This window comes from Acinetobacter sp. YH12112 (genome assembly GCF_013418945.1).
Lineage (GTDB): Bacteria > Pseudomonadota > Gammaproteobacteria > Pseudomonadales > Moraxellaceae > Acinetobacter > Acinetobacter indicus.
Genome location: NZ_VPBA01000013.1, coordinates 50,978 through 66,255 on the forward strand (window position 1 = coordinate 50,978; position 15,278 = coordinate 66,255).

A 15,278-nucleotide genomic window follows, 5' to 3' on the forward strand; every position below is an offset into this window, starting at 1 on the left:
AAATAAAGTGTGTTGTTATGCGTCTGGAATAAAACTTTTTATTTGTGTCGATAAACCTGCAGCAATGACCGCCTGCTCATAAATACGCGCTTCTGCCAGCGCATAAGGATGGAAAGATTCCCCGGTTAACTGCTCTGCAATATGTGCCACCACATTCATATGACACACCACGGCAATTGATTCATAAGGCAAATGCGATAACCACTCAATAGCCTGAGTCGCATCATCCTCCGGTTTAATGGTATTGCAGATCACCACAGGCACATCTTTAAAATAGGTCTGGATATGCGCCAGCGTTTCCTGGGCACGTAACAGCGGACTAACCACAAACACATCCGGACGGATCAGATCTTTTAAATACTCTGCCATTTGCTGTGCCTGGGTATGCCCACGTTCGGTCAGGGGACGTTTAATATCATTACCATGCACGGGTGGTGAAGCTTCACCATGACGCACTAGGGTCAATTGCATATACATTTCCTTATTTCATTTTGTCCGCATTATAAGCAGTAAATATGACAGTTCGGTTCATCAAACTGTCATATTTTAACCAATTTATACTTCATGATGCGGCAATACAAACTCTACATCACTACGATGGCCATTTTTCATGAGTGCCAGTGCAATCGTCAGCGGCGGCTGTCCTTCATAAATCACATCATACAAGGCGCTGGTAATTGGCATATACACATCCAGCTCTTCAGAACGTGCTTTGACCTGCACAATGGTATTAATCCCTTCTGCAGTCTGGCCCAGTTCCTGCGTGGCCTGTTCCAGGGTTTTACCTTTGCCCAGCGCATAACCGACCTGATAGTTACGACTCAGTGGACTGCTACAGGTGGCAAATAAATCACCGACACCCGACAGACCAAGGAACGTCAGCGGGTTGGCGCCCAACTTGACCGCAAAACGGCTCATTTCAGCCAAAGCGCGGGTTAGAATCATACTCTTGGTATTTTCACCGACGTTATACGCGGCGGCCATGCCCATCGCCACGGCATAAATATTTTTTAACGCCCCGCCAAGTTCGACCCCGTGTACATCATCACTACCGAATACACGAAATAAAGCACTGTGCAGTGCCTGCTGCACCGCATAACGCACCAGTTCTGACTGGCTGGCTATCACGGTTCCGGCGGGCTGCCCGGCTACAATTTCTTTGGCCAGATTCGGGCCAGACAGCACCCCATACGGCACTTCTGGCAATTCGGCGCGAATAATATCACTCATAAAGCAGAAGGTTTTGGCCTCAATACCCTTGGTCAGAGACACCACCGCCTGTGAGGTGATAAACGGTTTAATCTGCTTCAGCACATCACGAAAAGAATGACTTGGAATGGCCACCAGAATAATATCGCGGTCGCGCACCGCCAGTTCCAGATCCGATACTGCTTTTAAGCCCGGCTCTAAAGGAAAATCTGGCAAATAGCGTTTATTGATATGAGTGCGGTTAATTTCTTCAGCGGTGGCTTCATCCCGAATCCAGATCATGGTATCGCAGCCGTTACGCACCGCGGTATTGGCCATGGCGGTACCAAAACTGCCCCCACCCAAGACGGTAATTCTTAATGCGGTTTTCTGATCAATATTGACCGGTTCTACCAGACTGGCAAAATTCAATTCTGACATTATTTTTATATCCTCAGCCGTATGCGATGCTTATTCAGTCCAGTAACTGACATAGGCGTCAGTCTGAATGTCCGCACGCGGCGCAATCGCTTTTGCGGCAGTTCCAATATAGATGATGCCTGAAATTAAATCATCTTCATTTAATTTCAAAGCTTTTTTCAATAATTTTGATTCCACTACGCCACCACTGCGCCACATACTGGCAAAGCCTTGGGCCTGCAAAGACAGCAGGAAATTCTGTACCGCCGCCCCGGTACTTAAGGTTTGCTCAAAATCCGGAACTTTAGGATGCGGCTGGAACTTGGTCAGTGCCAGCACCAGTAACGGCGCCCGAAAAGGATGATGTTTCACACGTTCCAGCTGCACCGCATCGGTCTGGCCTAAATCGGCCAGAGCCTGTACCAGCAACTCGCCAAAAGCTTCGCGGCGCTCTGCCGGAATCACCACAAAACGGGTCGGTTTTAAACGATGATGATCAGGCGCGGTCAAGGCTGCCTGAAAGGCACGCTCCAGCTGCGCTGCATTCGGTGCCGGCTCGACCAGATGCCCAATCGACTGACGTTGATGAATATTCTGATGAACCGTAGCTTCCATTGTATCCGTCATTGGCTTATATCTATCTATAAAATCTGCCTCAAGATTAGCATAAACCACAGAATTTACTCTATTTGCGTTGGGTTATTTGTATAAATCCTGAGTTTTAATGGCCGGCTTGTCTGTCACAGAGCCACTATATAAAACTGCATTTCTTTACAGCTTCTACAAACTCTAAAAGTGTAGATATGTTTAGATAGATGACTGATTCAACAAATAAAATATGGGGACCACACATGAACAAGCTGATTGGTTTAAGTGCTGCAGCCACCGCTGCGCTATTTTTGACCGCCTGTGCTTCAAACCCGACCTCTTCGCTGGCAATTCAGAAAGAAAATAATCAGTACGAAGTCACCGGTTTAGGTAAAAGCAATATCATCTCCAAAAACAATGCGATTAGTGCGGCCAACAAAACCTGTGGTAGCCGCGCTACACCGGTGGTGGTCGATGAACAGACCACTTATAACGGCGCTTTAAAAGGCGTGGTCGATGAACAGACCGGACAGATGATTCAGGCTGCCGCGACTGTGCTCGGCACCATCTCGGGTCGTAATGCCCAGCTGGCACAGGATGATGATTATCAGACCGTACTCACCTTCCGCTGTCAGGCCAACTAATCTGAACGTAATCAAAAGATGCAATAAAAAATGGATCAGGTCCTTTGGAGCTGATCCATTTTTTCATTTTAATGCGGGTAGCTGCCTCAGCAACAACACGACATAGTAAAGTCTAGCAATAACCATCTAAACGGGTTAATGGCAATTTTTGCCCGATGGCTTTTTCAATTTCTGGCAAATAGAAGGCATCATCTTCGGCCAGGAAACTAATACTGATCCCACGCGTGCCGGCACGACCGGTACGACCAATACGGTGCACATAGTCATCTGACTGTTCTGGCAAGGTAAAGTTCACTACATGCGACACGCCATCGACGTGAATGCCTCGTCCGGCAACATCGGTGGCAATCATGATGTTGTGCTTGCCATTTTTAAACTGGTCCAGCATTTTCAGGCGTTTGTCCTGGGCAATTTCACCAGATAGCATGACCACTTTATAGCCATCACGTTTCAGATGGTCATACAGACGGCGCACCTGATCGCGGCGGTTGGCAAAAATCATGACTTTTTCAATTGGCTCGTCGCGCAAAATATCTTGCAGCAGTTTATATTTGTCTGAATTCGACACCATATATACGCGCTGTTCAACATCGGTATTGGTTTTCTTTTCCGGTTCAATTTCGACAGTCACCGGTTCAAATAACCATTGCTGGGCCAGATTCAGTACATCATAGCTAAAAGTGGCCGAGAACATTAAAGTCTGGCGCTGCTCTTTACGCGGTGAAAAACGCACAATCCGTTTTACCGATGGAATAAAGCCCATATCCAGTAAACGGTCGGCTTCATCAATCACCAGAAATTCCAGCTGATCCAGCCAGACTTCTTTTTGCTCGACAAAGTCAATCAGACGACCCGGGGTCGCGACCATAATGTCGACAAAGTTTTTATCCAGCTGCGCTTTTTGCTTGTCAAAATCGACACCACCCAACAAGGTCACCACATGCAGGTCGGTAAACTTCACCAGCTCTTTAGCATCACTTTCAATCTGTAAGGCCAGTTCACGGGTCGGCGCCAGAATCAGGGCACGCGGCTCACCACGGAAACGCTGCTCTTTCACCGGATTATTCAATAAGTCATTGATTACGCTAATGAGGAAGGCAGCGGTTTTGCCGGTACCGGTCTGGGCGCGACCAATGGCATCATGTCCAGCCAAAGTAAATTTTAAAACCTTTTGCTGAATGGGCGTCATTTCCTTAAAACCTAAGGCCGCAATAGCTTGTCTCAGTTTCGGATGTAAATTTAAGGTTTCAAAACCAGATGACATAAAAATGTGCTCTAACTTATTAATCACAAAAACGTATCATATTATAAACAAAAAACGCCCCAATAGATGGAGCGTTTTTCAGATTAATCCAACGATTAGTCTAAAGGTTGTACTTCTTCCGCTTGGAAGCCTTTTTGACCTTTAACTACGCTGAACTCAACACGTTGACCGTCACGAAGCGAACGGTGGCCTTCGCCTTGAATCGCACGGAAGTGAACGAATACATCGTCGCCGCCGTTACGTTGAATAAAGCCAAAACCTTTAGTGTCGTTGAACCATTTAACTACGCCTTGTTCACGAGCTGTCATAAGTTAATCCTCATTGATTAAAAAGAAGGACCACCCGGTGTTGCAAACAGCAGAGCAAACAAAGTTTAAAAATATTTTTATTTCTAAGCTTGTAATCATTCTGTATAACTATTAACAAAATCCCGGTTACATCCAATTTGTAATAGGGCGACAAACAACAACTGCCTATCTCAAATCCTAAATACGCATCGAGCTTAACACGGGTTTATGACAAATAATAGATTTTTTTTGATTTATCTTATTCAGAATTCATGCTTTTTTCGACAGAGTTAATTCAAGATTTTTCAATGTTATATTTTGATAAAAACCGCAAATAAACTTTAGATTTGGCACCAAATTTGCTAATATTTTGAGTCCTTTTTTAAAGACCCGATTGAAGCAGATTATGGACAACTCTGTCGATGAAATGATCATCATTGATGCGATGGGACAACCCTGCCCCATGCCCTTACTGATGCTAAAACGCGCTTTAAAAAAAACCGGCGCCGGACACTTTCTGCTCAAGTCCTCTGACCCGCATAGTCAGCAAGATGTCAGCCGCTATTGTCAGATTCACCAGTACGGCTGTGAATTGACACAAATTTCTGCCAACGAGTTTCATTACTTTATTGAAATTAAATAATTTTCAATTAAAGTAAACAGCATGCATTGGCATAAAACTTTACATTTCTCTACCTTTTTTCCTTAATTTGCAGGGATATTGGTATTAAGATGAAATTTACAGGTAATACGACCCACCGATCCTATAAGGAGAACTCATGAGTGACAGCCGCAATCAGTTGATGCCCCTGTCATTATCTGCGCCAGGCGTAAATCTCGGTGCTTATATTAGTACCGTCAATCAAATTCCTATTTTAACGGCTGAACAAGAAAAAGAGTTAGCTGAACGTTATTATTACGATCAAGATTTAGATGCAGCAAAAATGCTGGTCATGTCGCATTTGCGATTTGTAGTCCATATTGCGCGTAGTTATGCAGGTTATGGTTTGCCACAAGGCGACCTGATTCAGGAAGGCAACCTCGGTCTAATGAAGGCCGTGAAACGCTTCGACCCGAATATGGGCGTGCGTCTGGTGTCATTTGCCGTGCACTGGATTAAAGCCGAGATTCACGAATACGTGATCCGTAACTGGCGTATTGTTAAAATTGCCACCACCAAGGCACAGCGTAAACTGTTCTTTAATTTACGCAGCCTGAAAAAATCCAGCAAAAAACTGACGCTGGAAGAAGCCAAATCGATTGCCAACGACCTAAATGTCACTCCGGAACAGGTCCTGGAAATGGAAGGCCGTCTGACCGCTTATGACGCGGCTTTCGAAGCGCAAAATGATGATGAAAGTGAAAACACTACCCATGTTGCGCCGGCGCTTTATTTAGAAGATAACCGTTACGATCCGGCCCGTCTGGTCGAAGATGAAGATTATGAGGCACAAAGTACCTCTGCCCTGCATGAAGCCATGGAGCAGCTGGATGACCGTTCGCGTAATATCTTGCAGCGTCGCTGGTTAGATGATGATAAATCGACCCTGCATGAACTAGCTGCTGAATATAATGTGTCTGCGGAGCGTATTCGCCAGCTTGAAAAAAATGCCATGGAAAAAATTAAAGTGGCAATGTCATCTAACTAAGTGATGATTCCAGAGTGCTAAAGTTAAAAAAGGGCGATCTGCCCTTTTTTGCTGTCTGTGCTTGCTGAAACCGGGCGATGATCTTAAAGAAATCCATTTTCTCCCCCCCTAAAATCAAAAAGCTGGATTCAATACGACATTTCAGGGTGAAAGTTTTTCACTTTCTCGTTGCCCGGAAAAATGTTAAGGTTGAGCGCAAATTTACTCAGGTCATTCTTGCTATGTGGATTGCAATTTCTGCCCTTAATTTAGCACTTGCGGTGATGTTAGGTGCATTTGGGGCACATGGCTTAAAAGCACGCGCAACAGAAGCTCAACTGGCGTGGTGGCAAACAGCGACTGATTATTTTTTCTATCATGCCCTCGGATTATTGGCACTGGCGATTCTGGCCAAAGTCATGACTCAATTTCCCATTAAAGCCAGCTTCCTGCTGATTCAGGTCGGGATTGTGTTTTTCTGTGGCTCATTGTATGTGATGGCGCTAGGTTTGCCGCGCGGTCTGGGGGCCATTACCCCAATTGGCGGTGCGCTAATGATTGCCGGCTGGCTGGTACTGGCCTGGAATGCCATGAAATATGCCCGATAATTCGGGAACGGAACAGCTAGGAAACTGCAGGTATGCACATTTATTTAAACGGCGAATTACAACAGACACAGTGCCATAATTTACTAGAACTGGTGCAACAACTGGCGTTGGAAGGCAAACGTTTTGCGGTAGAACAAAACGAGATGATTGTGCCGAAAAGCCGACTGGAAAGCACCCCTATTCATGATCAAGACCGCATTGAAATTATTCATGCCGTTGGCGGCGGCTAAGACGGAGCACGTATGGAAGACACCCTACTTAAAATCGGTTCACGCACTTTTAACTCGCGCTTGCTGGTGGGCACAGGAAAATATAAAGATCTGCAGGAAACAGATCTGGCCATTCAGGCCAGCGGTGCGGAAATTGTAACTGTTGCTATTCGTCGCGTGAATATTGGTCAGCATCCCGATCAGCCAAATTTGCTGTCTGTGATTCCACCAGAAAAATATACCATTTTGCCAAATACAGCCGGCTGTTTTGATGCCAACAGTGCAGTGCGTACCTGTATGCTGGCACGTGAACTGCTCGATGGTCACAATCTGGTAAAACTGGAAGTACTGGGCGATGAAAAAACCCTGTATCCAAATATCACCGAAACCTTAAAGGCAGCGCGTACGCTTATTGATGATGGTTTCGAGATTATGGTCTACACCTCGGATGATCCGATTGTGGCACAAGAACTGGAAAGCATGGGCTGTGTGGCAATTATGCCTTTAGGCAGCTTAATTGGTTCAGGACTGGGGATTTTAAACCCGCATACCATTTCTATTATTAAAGAAAATGCCAAAGTACCGGTACTGGTCGATGCGGGTGTCGGCACCGCCAGTGATGCAGCAATTGCCATGGAACTGGGCTGTGATGGCGTGTTAATGAATACTGCAATTGCAGCAGCGCAAAGTCCGGTCCTGATGGCTTCGGCAATGCGCAAAGCAGTGGAAGCAGGTCGTGAAGCCTATCTGGCAGGCCGGATGCCGCGTAAACGTATGGCCAATGCCAGCTCGCCAGAAACCGGTTATTTCTTTAAATAATCCGGACATTATCTGTGCTGAGAGATAAGTTACTCCTTCAGGTTTCACTTGATTTAAAAGCTAAACATGAAAAAAGGACTCTGCTTGAGTCCTTTTTTATTGCGGTTTTTAAACCTGGATCAAGGAATCAAGCCTTCATCACGCATGGCAATCTGCACCGATTGACGCTCGGCCACTTTATTGCGTAGCGCAATAATATGGGTATATGGGGTTAAATCATGATGAATATGGTTCGACCAGTTGGTCAGTACGAATAAATAGGCATCGGCCGGGCCAAAGTTATCATCGACCAGATACTCATTTTCTGATTCACCAATAGTTTTATCAATATAACTTAACAGACGGTCAATTTCAGCATAGGCTTTATTTTTTTCATCATCGGTTAACTGGCCACCGAAGAATACCGCGTAGGCATCATGCAATTCCGAGTTGAGATAACCTAACCATTCCAGCACTTTGGCACGGCCCATGCCAGATGGCGGAATTAAATCTTGTTTTGGATCGTGCTGGGCCAGAAACGGTAAAATTGCCACGTTCTCGGTCAGAATTAGACCTGGATTAATCTCAAGCGCCGGAACATAGCCTTTTGGATTAATTTCGTAATAATCATGACCTTTTTCGGTTTTATGGGTTTTCAGGTCGACACGTTCTAAATCAAAATCTACATTAATTTCATTTAAAATAATATGGGCCGCTAAAGAACATGCACCCGGTGAATAATAAAGCTTCATATCTGATCCTTGTTATATAACTACTAACTGTTTTAAATGGCTTCTAACAAACTTTCAAGTGATCGAACCTGTAAATTGCAAAAAAGCGTAAATGCGTAAAAAACATTTACCTTTTCAATATTGAGCAAGCGCGGCGCTTATTCAAGTGGATTGCGGCTGCTTTTTTCACTTCATTTGTTTTACCATAGTCGCCTTTAAAGTTTCATGAAAAGCCGATTGTGATTAGTCTGAAAAAAGAAGAGTGGTTTTCCAATATCCGGACCGATGTGCTGGCCGGTCTGGTGGTGGGGCTGGCCCTGATTCCTGAATCCATTGCCTTTTCTGCAATTGCCGGTGTCGATCCACAAGTTGGCCTATATGCCTCCTTCTGTATTGCCGTGACCATTGCCTTTTTTGGTGGCCGCACGGCAATGATTTCGGCCGCGACAGGTGCCATGGCGCTACTGATGATTACCCTGGTCAAAGAGCACGGGCTGCAATATTTGCTGGCGGCAACGGTACTGACCGGAATCATTCAAGTGGTGGCCGGCTATTTTAAAGTGGCCAAGCTGATGCGTTTTGTGTCGCAATCGGTGGTCTATGGTTTTGTGAATGCGCTGGCGATTTTAATTTTTGTCGCGCAACTTCCAGAGCTGATGCAAATGGATCTGTGGGGCTATGTCTTTGTCGGCCTAGGGCTGGCGGTAGTTTATCTGTTTCCCTATCTGCCTAAAATTGGCAAGGCGGTGCCCTCACCCTTAATCTGCATTATTGTGCTGAGTCTGCTGGCGCTGTTTTTGGGTGCCGATATGCGTACGGTGAGTGATCTGGGACAATTTCCAGACACCTTACCGGTATTTTTAATTCCTGAAATTCCGCTGAATTTTGAAACACTGGCGATTATTTTCCCCTATTCCATCACCCTTGCGACAGTGGGTTTACTGGAAACCATGATGACCACCACCATTGTGAATGAAGTGACGGAAACTGAAGGTGACCGTCATCAGGAATGTCGTGGTCAGGGCTATGCCAATATTGTCAGCGGTTTTATGGGCGGGATGGCCGGCTGTGCCATGATTGGCCAGTCGATTATTAACGTCAGCTCTGGTGCGCGTACCCGTCTTTCTACTTTGGTCGCCGGCGTTTTCCTGCTGTGTCTGGTGGTGTTCTTTAAAGACTGGCTGGCTTATATTCCAATGGCGGCGCTGGTGGCGATTATGATTATGGTGGCCTTTACCACCTTTAACTGGGATTCGGTGCGTAACTTTAGCAAGCATCCAAAGCAAAGTAATATTGTGATGCTGACCGTGGTGGCGATTGTACTGGCCACACACAACCTGGCCTTGGGTGTTTTCGTTGGGGTATTGCTGTCGGCCTTATTCCTGGTGAATAAGCTGGAAAGTGAAGTCAAAGTTCAGTCTGAACGCGTACAGGATACACGCCGTTATCAGATTACCGGACAGATTTTCTTTAGCAGCTCGGACAAGTTTTTCCAGTTCTTTGACTTTAAGGAAAATCTGCAACAGGTAAAGATTGATCTGACTCACGCGCATATTTGGGATTTAACCTCAGTGAATATGCTGAATACCGTGGTGCAAAAATTTGAAGCTCGCGGCATTCAGGTCGAGCTGATTGGCTTGAATGAAGCCAGTGACACCCTGATTGATAAATTAAGTCCGAATTAAGCTTGAGTAAAACCACATAAAAAAACGCCTGATAATCAGGCGTTTTTTTATGGCAGATCAATACCCGCCTTATTTACGGCGACGTAACCAAGCCGCAGCACTCAGACCGAATAATCCCAATAATGACCATAGACCGGTACTCCCCCCATGGGTATCCGCTTTGGAGTCTTCCGATGGCTTTGGTTCTACCGGTGCATCTGCCAAATCCAGATCAATAATAATCGGGTCGTGGTCAGATGAACGGAAAGCATCCGGGCTATAAAAGGCCTGAATCTGCTCGGCAGTTTTATAGTCTTCGTTATAGGCCAGCGCCGTCGGTTCATCGGCATTAATGGCCCATGCAAAAGCACGTTTAACCTGTGGATACAATTGCGCATCGGCAATGGCATGGTCTAAATTACCGGCGCCGCCATAGCCCTGGGTATTACTGGCTACACCAAACACATAACTATAAGCCTGTTTGCCCTGTCCGATTTTTTCATCATTAAACAGATTTTTATAGTTGGCCTTTTCCAGCGCCAAAATCGGATCTTCTTTGGCATAACTGTTTAAGTCGCCCAGAATCAGGACATTGGGCTGCGTTACTTTGGTTGGATTGGTCGCCAGCCATTGCATTAATTTCTGTACTGCGGTCACACGGGTGCTATTCCAGCAGCCTTGACCATCACCCTGATCTGCATCTACACCCGTGTCAGGACAGCTACCTTTGGATTTCAGATGCTGTGGCACCACGGTAAAGCTTTCGCCACCCGCCACAGGTTTAAAACTTTGCGCCATGGTGACACGGTTCAATTGCGTACCATCATCAAACACGGCAGCGGCATTCACCGGCGTCAGGCGTTTGCTGTTATAAATCATGGCTACGGCAATGGTATCGGTGCCCAAGCGATCTGCATTTGGCGGTGTCACATACTTCCAGTCTGGCCCCAGACTTTGGGTTAAATAGGCAATAGCGCTGTCTGGGCCATAACCATTGTTGGCAATTTCATTCAGGCCATAGACATCGGCATCAATGGCTTTTAAGGCACTGACAATTTTCTGATGCTGCTTGTCGAACTCTGCTTTGGTTTTTGCACCGCGCTCGGTCGGGAAGCCTTGTGCAGCGCCATTGTCATAGTTCAGGACATTAAAGGCCGCAGCACGAATCTGGGCAGTATTTTTGGCACTGACGCTGCTGCGCTCATTTTTGTCTGCCACGATATTCGGCAAGGTTCTGCCCTGAACAGGCTGAATACGCCACTGGTTAAAACGATATTCCAAAATCCCTTCTACATTTTGCAGCTCATAGCCGGCTCTTAAGGTATTTTGCGCATTAAAGTTCAGCGGCAACCACGGCGTCCGGTTCTGGTTGTTATAGCCATCATCCAGAATAATTTTCGACAGCAGGTTTTGTTTGGCCAGGCTGAGTGCTTCGTCGGATTTGGCCGGATACAGATTGGTCGGCATATATAAACGCCCAAGGCTTAGGGCCAGCTCGCCATAACGGCCATAATTATAGTTTTCACTGACGGTCAGAGTTTGCGGCAGTTTAACCAGCGCACCCTGATAACGCTGCGGTGCATGCTGCTGCATATCCGTCAGGCTTTCAAACGGTAAATTTACCGTTTTTGGTGCTACCCAGCTTGCCGCTTGCGGATTACAGGTTTGAATATCCTGAGTCAGCTGGTCCAGCTGCAGCTGGTTTTGATAGCTAGTGAGGCGACCGCGTAAAATCACCTCTTCCCCAACCTGACCACCTTTGATCTGGCTGCTGGCCGGAATATAAACAAAAATCGCATTATTCAGGTTTGGCTTGGCTTTGCTATCTGGCGTTTGCAGATAAAAACCGGAAAAACCATTGCTATAACGATAATCTGCGGTCATCACCCCACGCACGGTATAGATCTGGTTCTTGCTGGCACTGTGCAAATCGGCAATGGCGGTATCACTACTGCTACAGCTAATCGTTTCCGTCACAGGCGGTGGCTGCTCTCCTTCTGGCAGCAAATACTGACTAAAAGCATTCCGGTCAGACCAGGCCGTCCATTCACTGTTCACATCAAAAGGTGCTGTTGGGTCAACTGAGCTAACACTATGCGTGGTTTTATTGCGGCTTAAACTGGTGCCCTCTGCCCAACTCGTAGTCTGTCCAAGCACACCAAAACGATCGACCGGTGTATTATTCTTATACAGCACAACCGCATCATTACCATTAAAGTTCAAACTTGCGATTTTTTTGACCAGATCGCCCAGCACCAGCTCCAATTCACTTCGCCCGACCAGATATTCAGCTTTGGCCGGCAACACTCCCTCTAAAGATACCGTCAGTCCGGCTGTGGTTGAGCCATTGGAAAAAATCTTGATTTGATACTGAGATAAATCGGCCGCTGTCGCATCGGGGTTATAAATCTCCAGTCCCTTACGGTTCGATGTACCATCGACATATTGACTGAACATCAGCTCTGCATGTGCAGAAAAGCCACAACCCATGAGTGCCATGGCCCAGCATAAAGTATGTAATTTCATTGTTTTTTATCAGTTGTTAAAGCTTATTCAGGCTATTTTTTAGACATGACAGATGTATGAACATTTGATGAAACTATTTCTGCATTTTCATGACAGCTGCCGTGAAAAAAATAGCGCAATGCATGAAAAAATTTGACTTCAACTGCTCAGGACTTAAAATACCGCATTTGAATTTTTTACGATTGCCAAAGTTATGTCGAATGATCAATTAGACCAGCAAGTCGTCGAGCTGGACAACTTAAACGAGCACCGTGAAATTGTGACGTTTATGCGTCGTTCCTCACCACTCAACACCTCTCAACGTACTGCGCTTGAACAATATGGTCACCTAATTTTGGAATATCCGGTTGGCGATTTACGTCAGCATTTTGAACATCCAGAACGTCCTTTAACGGTGGAAATCGGTTTTGGGATGGGCCGTTCACTGGTCTTAATGGCACAGGCCAATCCGGAGCGTAACTTTGTGGGTATTGAAGTGCATGTGCCAGGTATTGCCCAGTGCGTATATGAAGCAGGCACGGCCGGTTTAAGCAACCTGCGCGTCCTGGATGCCGATGCAATTCAGGTGCTGCGTGAAATGCCAGACAACAGCATTAACACCGTACAACTGTACTTCCCAGACCCATGGCAGAAGAAACGCCACTTCAAACGCCGTTTTGTGGTGGATGAACGTATGGAACTGGTCGAGCAAAAACTGGAAATGGGCGGCACTTTCCATGCAGCAACTGACTGGGAACCGTATGCAGAATGGATGCTGGACGTGCTGGACAACCGTTCCCGTTTAGAAAACCTGGCAGGCAAAGGCAACAGCTATCCACGTCCGGAATGGCGCCCGCAAACCAAATTTGAACGCCGCGGTATTGAAGCCGGTCACAAGATTAACGACTTTATCTTTAAGAAAATTTCTTAATCGCAAAGTTGAAAAAGCGCTGAAATCTCAGCGCTTTTTTTATACGTCCCTATTTTAAGATCAAAGATTTTAAAATAGATGATCTATCAGTCAAAAGATCGGATCGCCCACTCGATCAATCAGCATCAACCCGAAAATAACAACAATGGGTTATGACTGATGACGTTCTAAAATCTGCTGGCTGAATAGTTGATAAACCGCCTGTAAATCAGGTCGCTGCGCATCAGCCAATAACTGCTGATGCATCTGTAAAATATTCTGATCACCACGCATGGCCGGGCCGGTCTGCATGATTTTAGGGTCGGCCTGGGTGGCCTTCTGCGCCGTTTCCAGCATTAACGGATACAGCAGACTAAAATCGACCTGCTGGACATCAACAATTTGCCGGGCCATGTCATAACAATAATTACTGAAATTACAGGCAAACACCGCGGCCAGATGCAGGCTCAGACGCTGCTCGGAGCTATAGGCATAAACCCACTGACTGAGTTCATTGGCCAGCTGCAACAATACAGCCTGATCGTCTTCATCTGCCGCTTCAATAAATAAAGGGGTATTGGACCAGTCAATCTCACGTTCCAGACTAAAGGTTTGCAGCGGATAAAATACTCCGGCACGTGCATGTACCTGCTGTAACAGCTGCATCGAGGTACTGCCGGAGGTATGGACCATCAGCACTTCAGGCAAATGAGGATGCACCTGCTCAATTACCGCGGCAATGGATTGATCACTCACCGCAATGATCACCAAGTCTAGTGTCGCATCAAACTGTTCAGGGCTATGAATTGCACTGGCCTGTACCTGCTGTGCCAGCTGCGCTGCCTTATCCAAACTGCGGCTATAAATTTGTACTATCTGGTACCGTGCACTCAATGCCTGTGCCAGATGATGTGCTACCCGTCCCGCGCCAATAATCCCGATTCGCATCTGTTTCATCTATATTTTGAACTGCCCACAGCATGCCAATAAAAAAAGGACGAATCAATTCGTCCTGATAGACTTGAGCCAGTTTTAGAACTTTCTTAAGGTCAGAATCTGTTCACTGCGTCCAAATGGCCCATGAACATCATGCAGAATGCCGCTGGTCAGACCAATACCATCTTCACCATATTGTTGTACCACTTCCAGTCCCAGCCACTGGCCTTGCGGCAAGCGGTGCAGATGAATTTGCAGATCCAGATTTGGAAAGCCCCAACCGGCATTCGGGTCCTGACGTGGCACCACACCATTGGCAGTATCTACCATGCCCATCAGGCGGGTAAAATCGGACGTCGGCTGACCGTCAATCATTTCAAGCTGATTACTGAGCCAGACAATGCCTTTGCCCGGACGATGGTCCAGATGGGCACGGGTCTGAATGCTTTGAATATAGCCGCCTGGCCAGCAGCGCATGCCATCCCACTCGGGTAAATAGTCCGGACTTTCTGTCGGCAAATCTTCCAGACCGGCAATAGCGCGGGTGTCGGAAGTCAGCATTTTCCAGGCACGTGCCACAATACAGGTTTTACCATTGGCACACATTTCCGCTTCAATCAGTTCAATGGTTTTACCCGGGCGAATCATGCGGGTAGTAATCGAAAATTCACCAAAGGCAATCAACCCAAAAATATCCAGCCCGACCCGGCCAATGCGCATTTCTGCACGTGGCTGGAACTGTTCCAGCTCGGCACAGAGAATACCTGTGGCAGGTGCCATATGCTGCTCATGCGGATTCCACGCACCCTGAGCATGAATATTCGATTCATAATAAGCTGTGCTGCTACCATCTGCATGCTGTTCACGTCTGATAAAACTGTAATATGCCGACATTATT

17 protein-coding genes are annotated in these 15,278 nt (G+C 46.5%); 8 read left to right on the top strand and 9 right to left on the bottom strand.

The features are described 5' to 3' along the window. Positions 1–15: 15 nt before the first annotated feature. From sixA to FTU50_RS06825, 3 genes are all read right to left on the bottom strand, one after another. A complete protein-coding gene (gene sixA, locus FTU50_RS06815; protein ID WP_180054823.1) occupies positions 16–471 on the bottom strand; it encodes a phosphohistidine phosphatase SixA in 456 nt (151 codons plus the stop codon). Between the two features lie 84 nt (positions 472–555). Then, the gene (locus FTU50_RS06820) at positions 556–1,629 is read right to left on the bottom strand and encodes an NAD(P)H-dependent glycerol-3-phosphate dehydrogenase (protein WP_016658361.1); all 1,074 of its coding nucleotides are present in this window, start codon (positions 1,627–1,629) and stop codon (positions 556–558) included. Between the two features lie 30 nt (positions 1,630–1,659). Next, on the bottom strand, positions 1,660–2,235 hold the full coding sequence (locus tag FTU50_RS06825) for a nitroreductase (protein WP_180054825.1): 576 nt from the start codon (positions 2,233–2,235) through the stop codon (positions 1,660–1,662). A gap of 224 nt (positions 2,236–2,459) precedes the next feature. Here FTU50_RS06825 and FTU50_RS06830 point away from each other — a divergent pair, with 224 nt between their 5' ends. Beyond that, positions 2,460–2,840 (top strand): hypothetical protein, encoded by a 381-nt coding sequence (locus FTU50_RS06830; RefSeq protein WP_005177108.1) that lies wholly within the window; start codon positions 2,460–2,462, stop codon positions 2,838–2,840. Between the two features lie 112 nt (positions 2,841–2,952). On the opposite strand, the gene rhlB is transcribed toward FTU50_RS06830, so the two are convergent. Beyond that, positions 2,953–4,104, bottom strand: a complete 1,152-nt coding sequence (gene rhlB / locus FTU50_RS06835) for an ATP-dependent RNA helicase RhlB (RefSeq protein WP_180054827.1) — start codon at positions 4,102–4,104, stop codon at positions 2,953–2,955. Positions 4,105–4,199: 95 nt separating this feature from the next. Beyond that, on the bottom strand, positions 4,200–4,412 hold the full coding sequence (locus FTU50_RS06840) for a cold-shock protein (protein WP_005177104.1): 213 nt from the start codon (positions 4,410–4,412) through the stop codon (positions 4,200–4,202). A gap of 385 nt (positions 4,413–4,797) precedes the next feature. Between FTU50_RS06840 and FTU50_RS06845 the strand changes: the two genes are divergently transcribed. From FTU50_RS06845 to FTU50_RS06865, 5 genes are all read left to right on the top strand, one after another. Next, positions 4,798–5,034, top strand: a complete 237-nt coding sequence (locus FTU50_RS06845) for a sulfurtransferase TusA family protein (RefSeq protein WP_016658363.1) — start codon at positions 4,798–4,800, stop codon at positions 5,032–5,034. 136 nt (positions 5,035–5,170) lie between these two features. Then, entirely contained in the window at positions 5,171–6,040 is an 870-nt protein-coding gene (gene rpoH, locus FTU50_RS06850; RefSeq protein ID WP_005177101.1) for an RNA polymerase sigma factor RpoH, read from the top strand. A gap of 221 nt (positions 6,041–6,261) precedes the next feature. Continuing rightward, complete coding sequence (locus FTU50_RS06855; protein ID WP_005177099.1) at positions 6,262–6,627, top strand: DUF423 domain-containing protein; 366 nt, start codon at positions 6,262–6,264, stop codon at positions 6,625–6,627. Between the two features lie 32 nt (positions 6,628–6,659). Further along, entirely contained in the window at positions 6,660–6,857 is a 198-nt protein-coding gene (gene thiS, locus FTU50_RS06860) for a sulfur carrier protein ThiS (protein WP_005177095.1), read from the top strand. A gap of 12 nt (positions 6,858–6,869) precedes the next feature. Further along, a complete protein-coding gene (locus FTU50_RS06865; protein WP_152342325.1) occupies positions 6,870–7,655 on the top strand; it encodes a thiazole synthase in 786 nt (261 codons plus the stop codon). A gap of 119 nt (positions 7,656–7,774) precedes the next feature. Here FTU50_RS06865 and FTU50_RS06870 read toward each other — a convergent pair whose 3' ends face one another. Next, positions 7,775–8,386, bottom strand: a complete 612-nt coding sequence (locus tag FTU50_RS06870) for a glutathione binding-like protein (protein ID WP_180054829.1) — start codon at positions 8,384–8,386, stop codon at positions 7,775–7,777. A gap of 218 nt (positions 8,387–8,604) precedes the next feature. On the opposite strand from FTU50_RS06870, the gene FTU50_RS06875 reads away from it, so the two are divergent. Beyond that, positions 8,605–10,050, top strand: coding sequence for a SulP family inorganic anion transporter (locus FTU50_RS06875; protein WP_005177090.1), 1,446 nt, complete (start codon positions 8,605–8,607; stop codon positions 10,048–10,050). Between the two features lie 69 nt (positions 10,051–10,119). Here FTU50_RS06875 and FTU50_RS06880 read toward each other — a convergent pair whose 3' ends face one another. Then, positions 10,120–12,528, bottom strand: a complete 2,409-nt coding sequence (locus FTU50_RS06880) for an ExeM/NucH family extracellular endonuclease (RefSeq protein ID WP_180054831.1) — start codon at positions 12,526–12,528, stop codon at positions 10,120–10,122. Positions 12,529–12,748: 220 nt separating this feature from the next. Here FTU50_RS06880 and trmB point away from each other — a divergent pair, with 220 nt between their 5' ends. Beyond that, the gene (gene trmB, locus FTU50_RS06885; protein WP_075166682.1) at positions 12,749–13,465 is read left to right on the top strand and encodes a tRNA (guanosine(46)-N7)-methyltransferase TrmB; all 717 of its coding nucleotides are present in this window, start codon (positions 12,749–12,751) and stop codon (positions 13,463–13,465) included. Between the two features lie 150 nt (positions 13,466–13,615). Here trmB and FTU50_RS06890 read toward each other — a convergent pair whose 3' ends face one another. Next, positions 13,616–14,392: a Rossmann-like and DUF2520 domain-containing protein gene (locus FTU50_RS06890; protein WP_180054833.1), complete on the bottom strand. Its 777-nt coding sequence runs from the start codon at positions 14,390–14,392 to the stop codon at positions 13,616–13,618. A gap of 84 nt (positions 14,393–14,476) precedes the next feature. After that, a complete protein-coding gene (locus FTU50_RS06895) occupies positions 14,477–15,274 on the bottom strand; it encodes a thioesterase family protein (protein WP_180045950.1) in 798 nt (265 codons plus the stop codon). Positions 15,275–15,278 lie beyond the last annotated feature (4 nt).

Excerpts from the sequence above, each read along its gene's own strand:
- sixA (WP_180054823.1), bottom strand. The coding sequence starts at position 471 with ATGCAATTGACCCTAGTGCGTCATGGTGAAGCTTCACCACCCGTGCAT.
- FTU50_RS06820 (WP_016658361.1), bottom strand. The coding sequence starts at position 1,629 with ATGTCAGAATTGAATTTTGCCAGTCTGGTAGAACCGGTCAATATTGAT.
- FTU50_RS06825 (WP_180054825.1), bottom strand. The coding sequence starts at position 2,235 with ATGACGGATACAATGGAAGCTACGGTTCATCAGAATATTCATCAACGT.
- FTU50_RS06830 (WP_005177108.1), top strand. The coding sequence starts at position 2,460 with ATGAACAAGCTGATTGGTTTAAGTGCTGCAGCCACCGCTGCGCTATTT.
- rhlB (WP_180054827.1), bottom strand. The coding sequence starts at position 4,104 with ATGTCATCTGGTTTTGAAACCTTAAATTTACATCCGAAACTGAGACAA.
- FTU50_RS06840 (WP_005177104.1), bottom strand. The coding sequence starts at position 4,412 with ATGACAGCTCGTGAACAAGGCGTAGTTAAATGGTTCAACGACACTAAA.
- FTU50_RS06845 (WP_016658363.1), top strand. The coding sequence starts at position 4,798 with ATGGACAACTCTGTCGATGAAATGATCATCATTGATGCGATGGGACAA.
- rpoH (WP_005177101.1), top strand. The coding sequence starts at position 5,171 with ATGAGTGACAGCCGCAATCAGTTGATGCCCCTGTCATTATCTGCGCCA.
- FTU50_RS06855 (WP_005177099.1), top strand. The coding sequence starts at position 6,262 with ATGTGGATTGCAATTTCTGCCCTTAATTTAGCACTTGCGGTGATGTTA.
- thiS (WP_005177095.1), top strand. The coding sequence starts at position 6,660 with ATGCACATTTATTTAAACGGCGAATTACAACAGACACAGTGCCATAAT.
- FTU50_RS06865 (WP_152342325.1), top strand. The coding sequence starts at position 6,870 with ATGGAAGACACCCTACTTAAAATCGGTTCACGCACTTTTAACTCGCGC.
- FTU50_RS06870 (WP_180054829.1), bottom strand. The coding sequence starts at position 8,386 with ATGAAGCTTTATTATTCACCGGGTGCATGTTCTTTAGCGGCCCATATT.
- FTU50_RS06880 (WP_180054831.1), bottom strand. The coding sequence starts at position 12,528 with ATGGCACTCATGGGTTGTGGCTTTTCTGCACATGCAGAGCTGATGTTC.
- trmB (WP_075166682.1), top strand. The coding sequence starts at position 12,749 with ATGTCGAATGATCAATTAGACCAGCAAGTCGTCGAGCTGGACAACTTA.
- FTU50_RS06890 (WP_180054833.1), bottom strand. The coding sequence starts at position 14,392 with ATGCGAATCGGGATTATTGGCGCGGGACGGGTAGCACATCATCTGGCA.
- FTU50_RS06895 (WP_180045950.1), bottom strand. The coding sequence starts at position 15,274 with ATGTCGGCATATTACAGTTTTATCAGACGTGAACAGCATGCAGATGGT.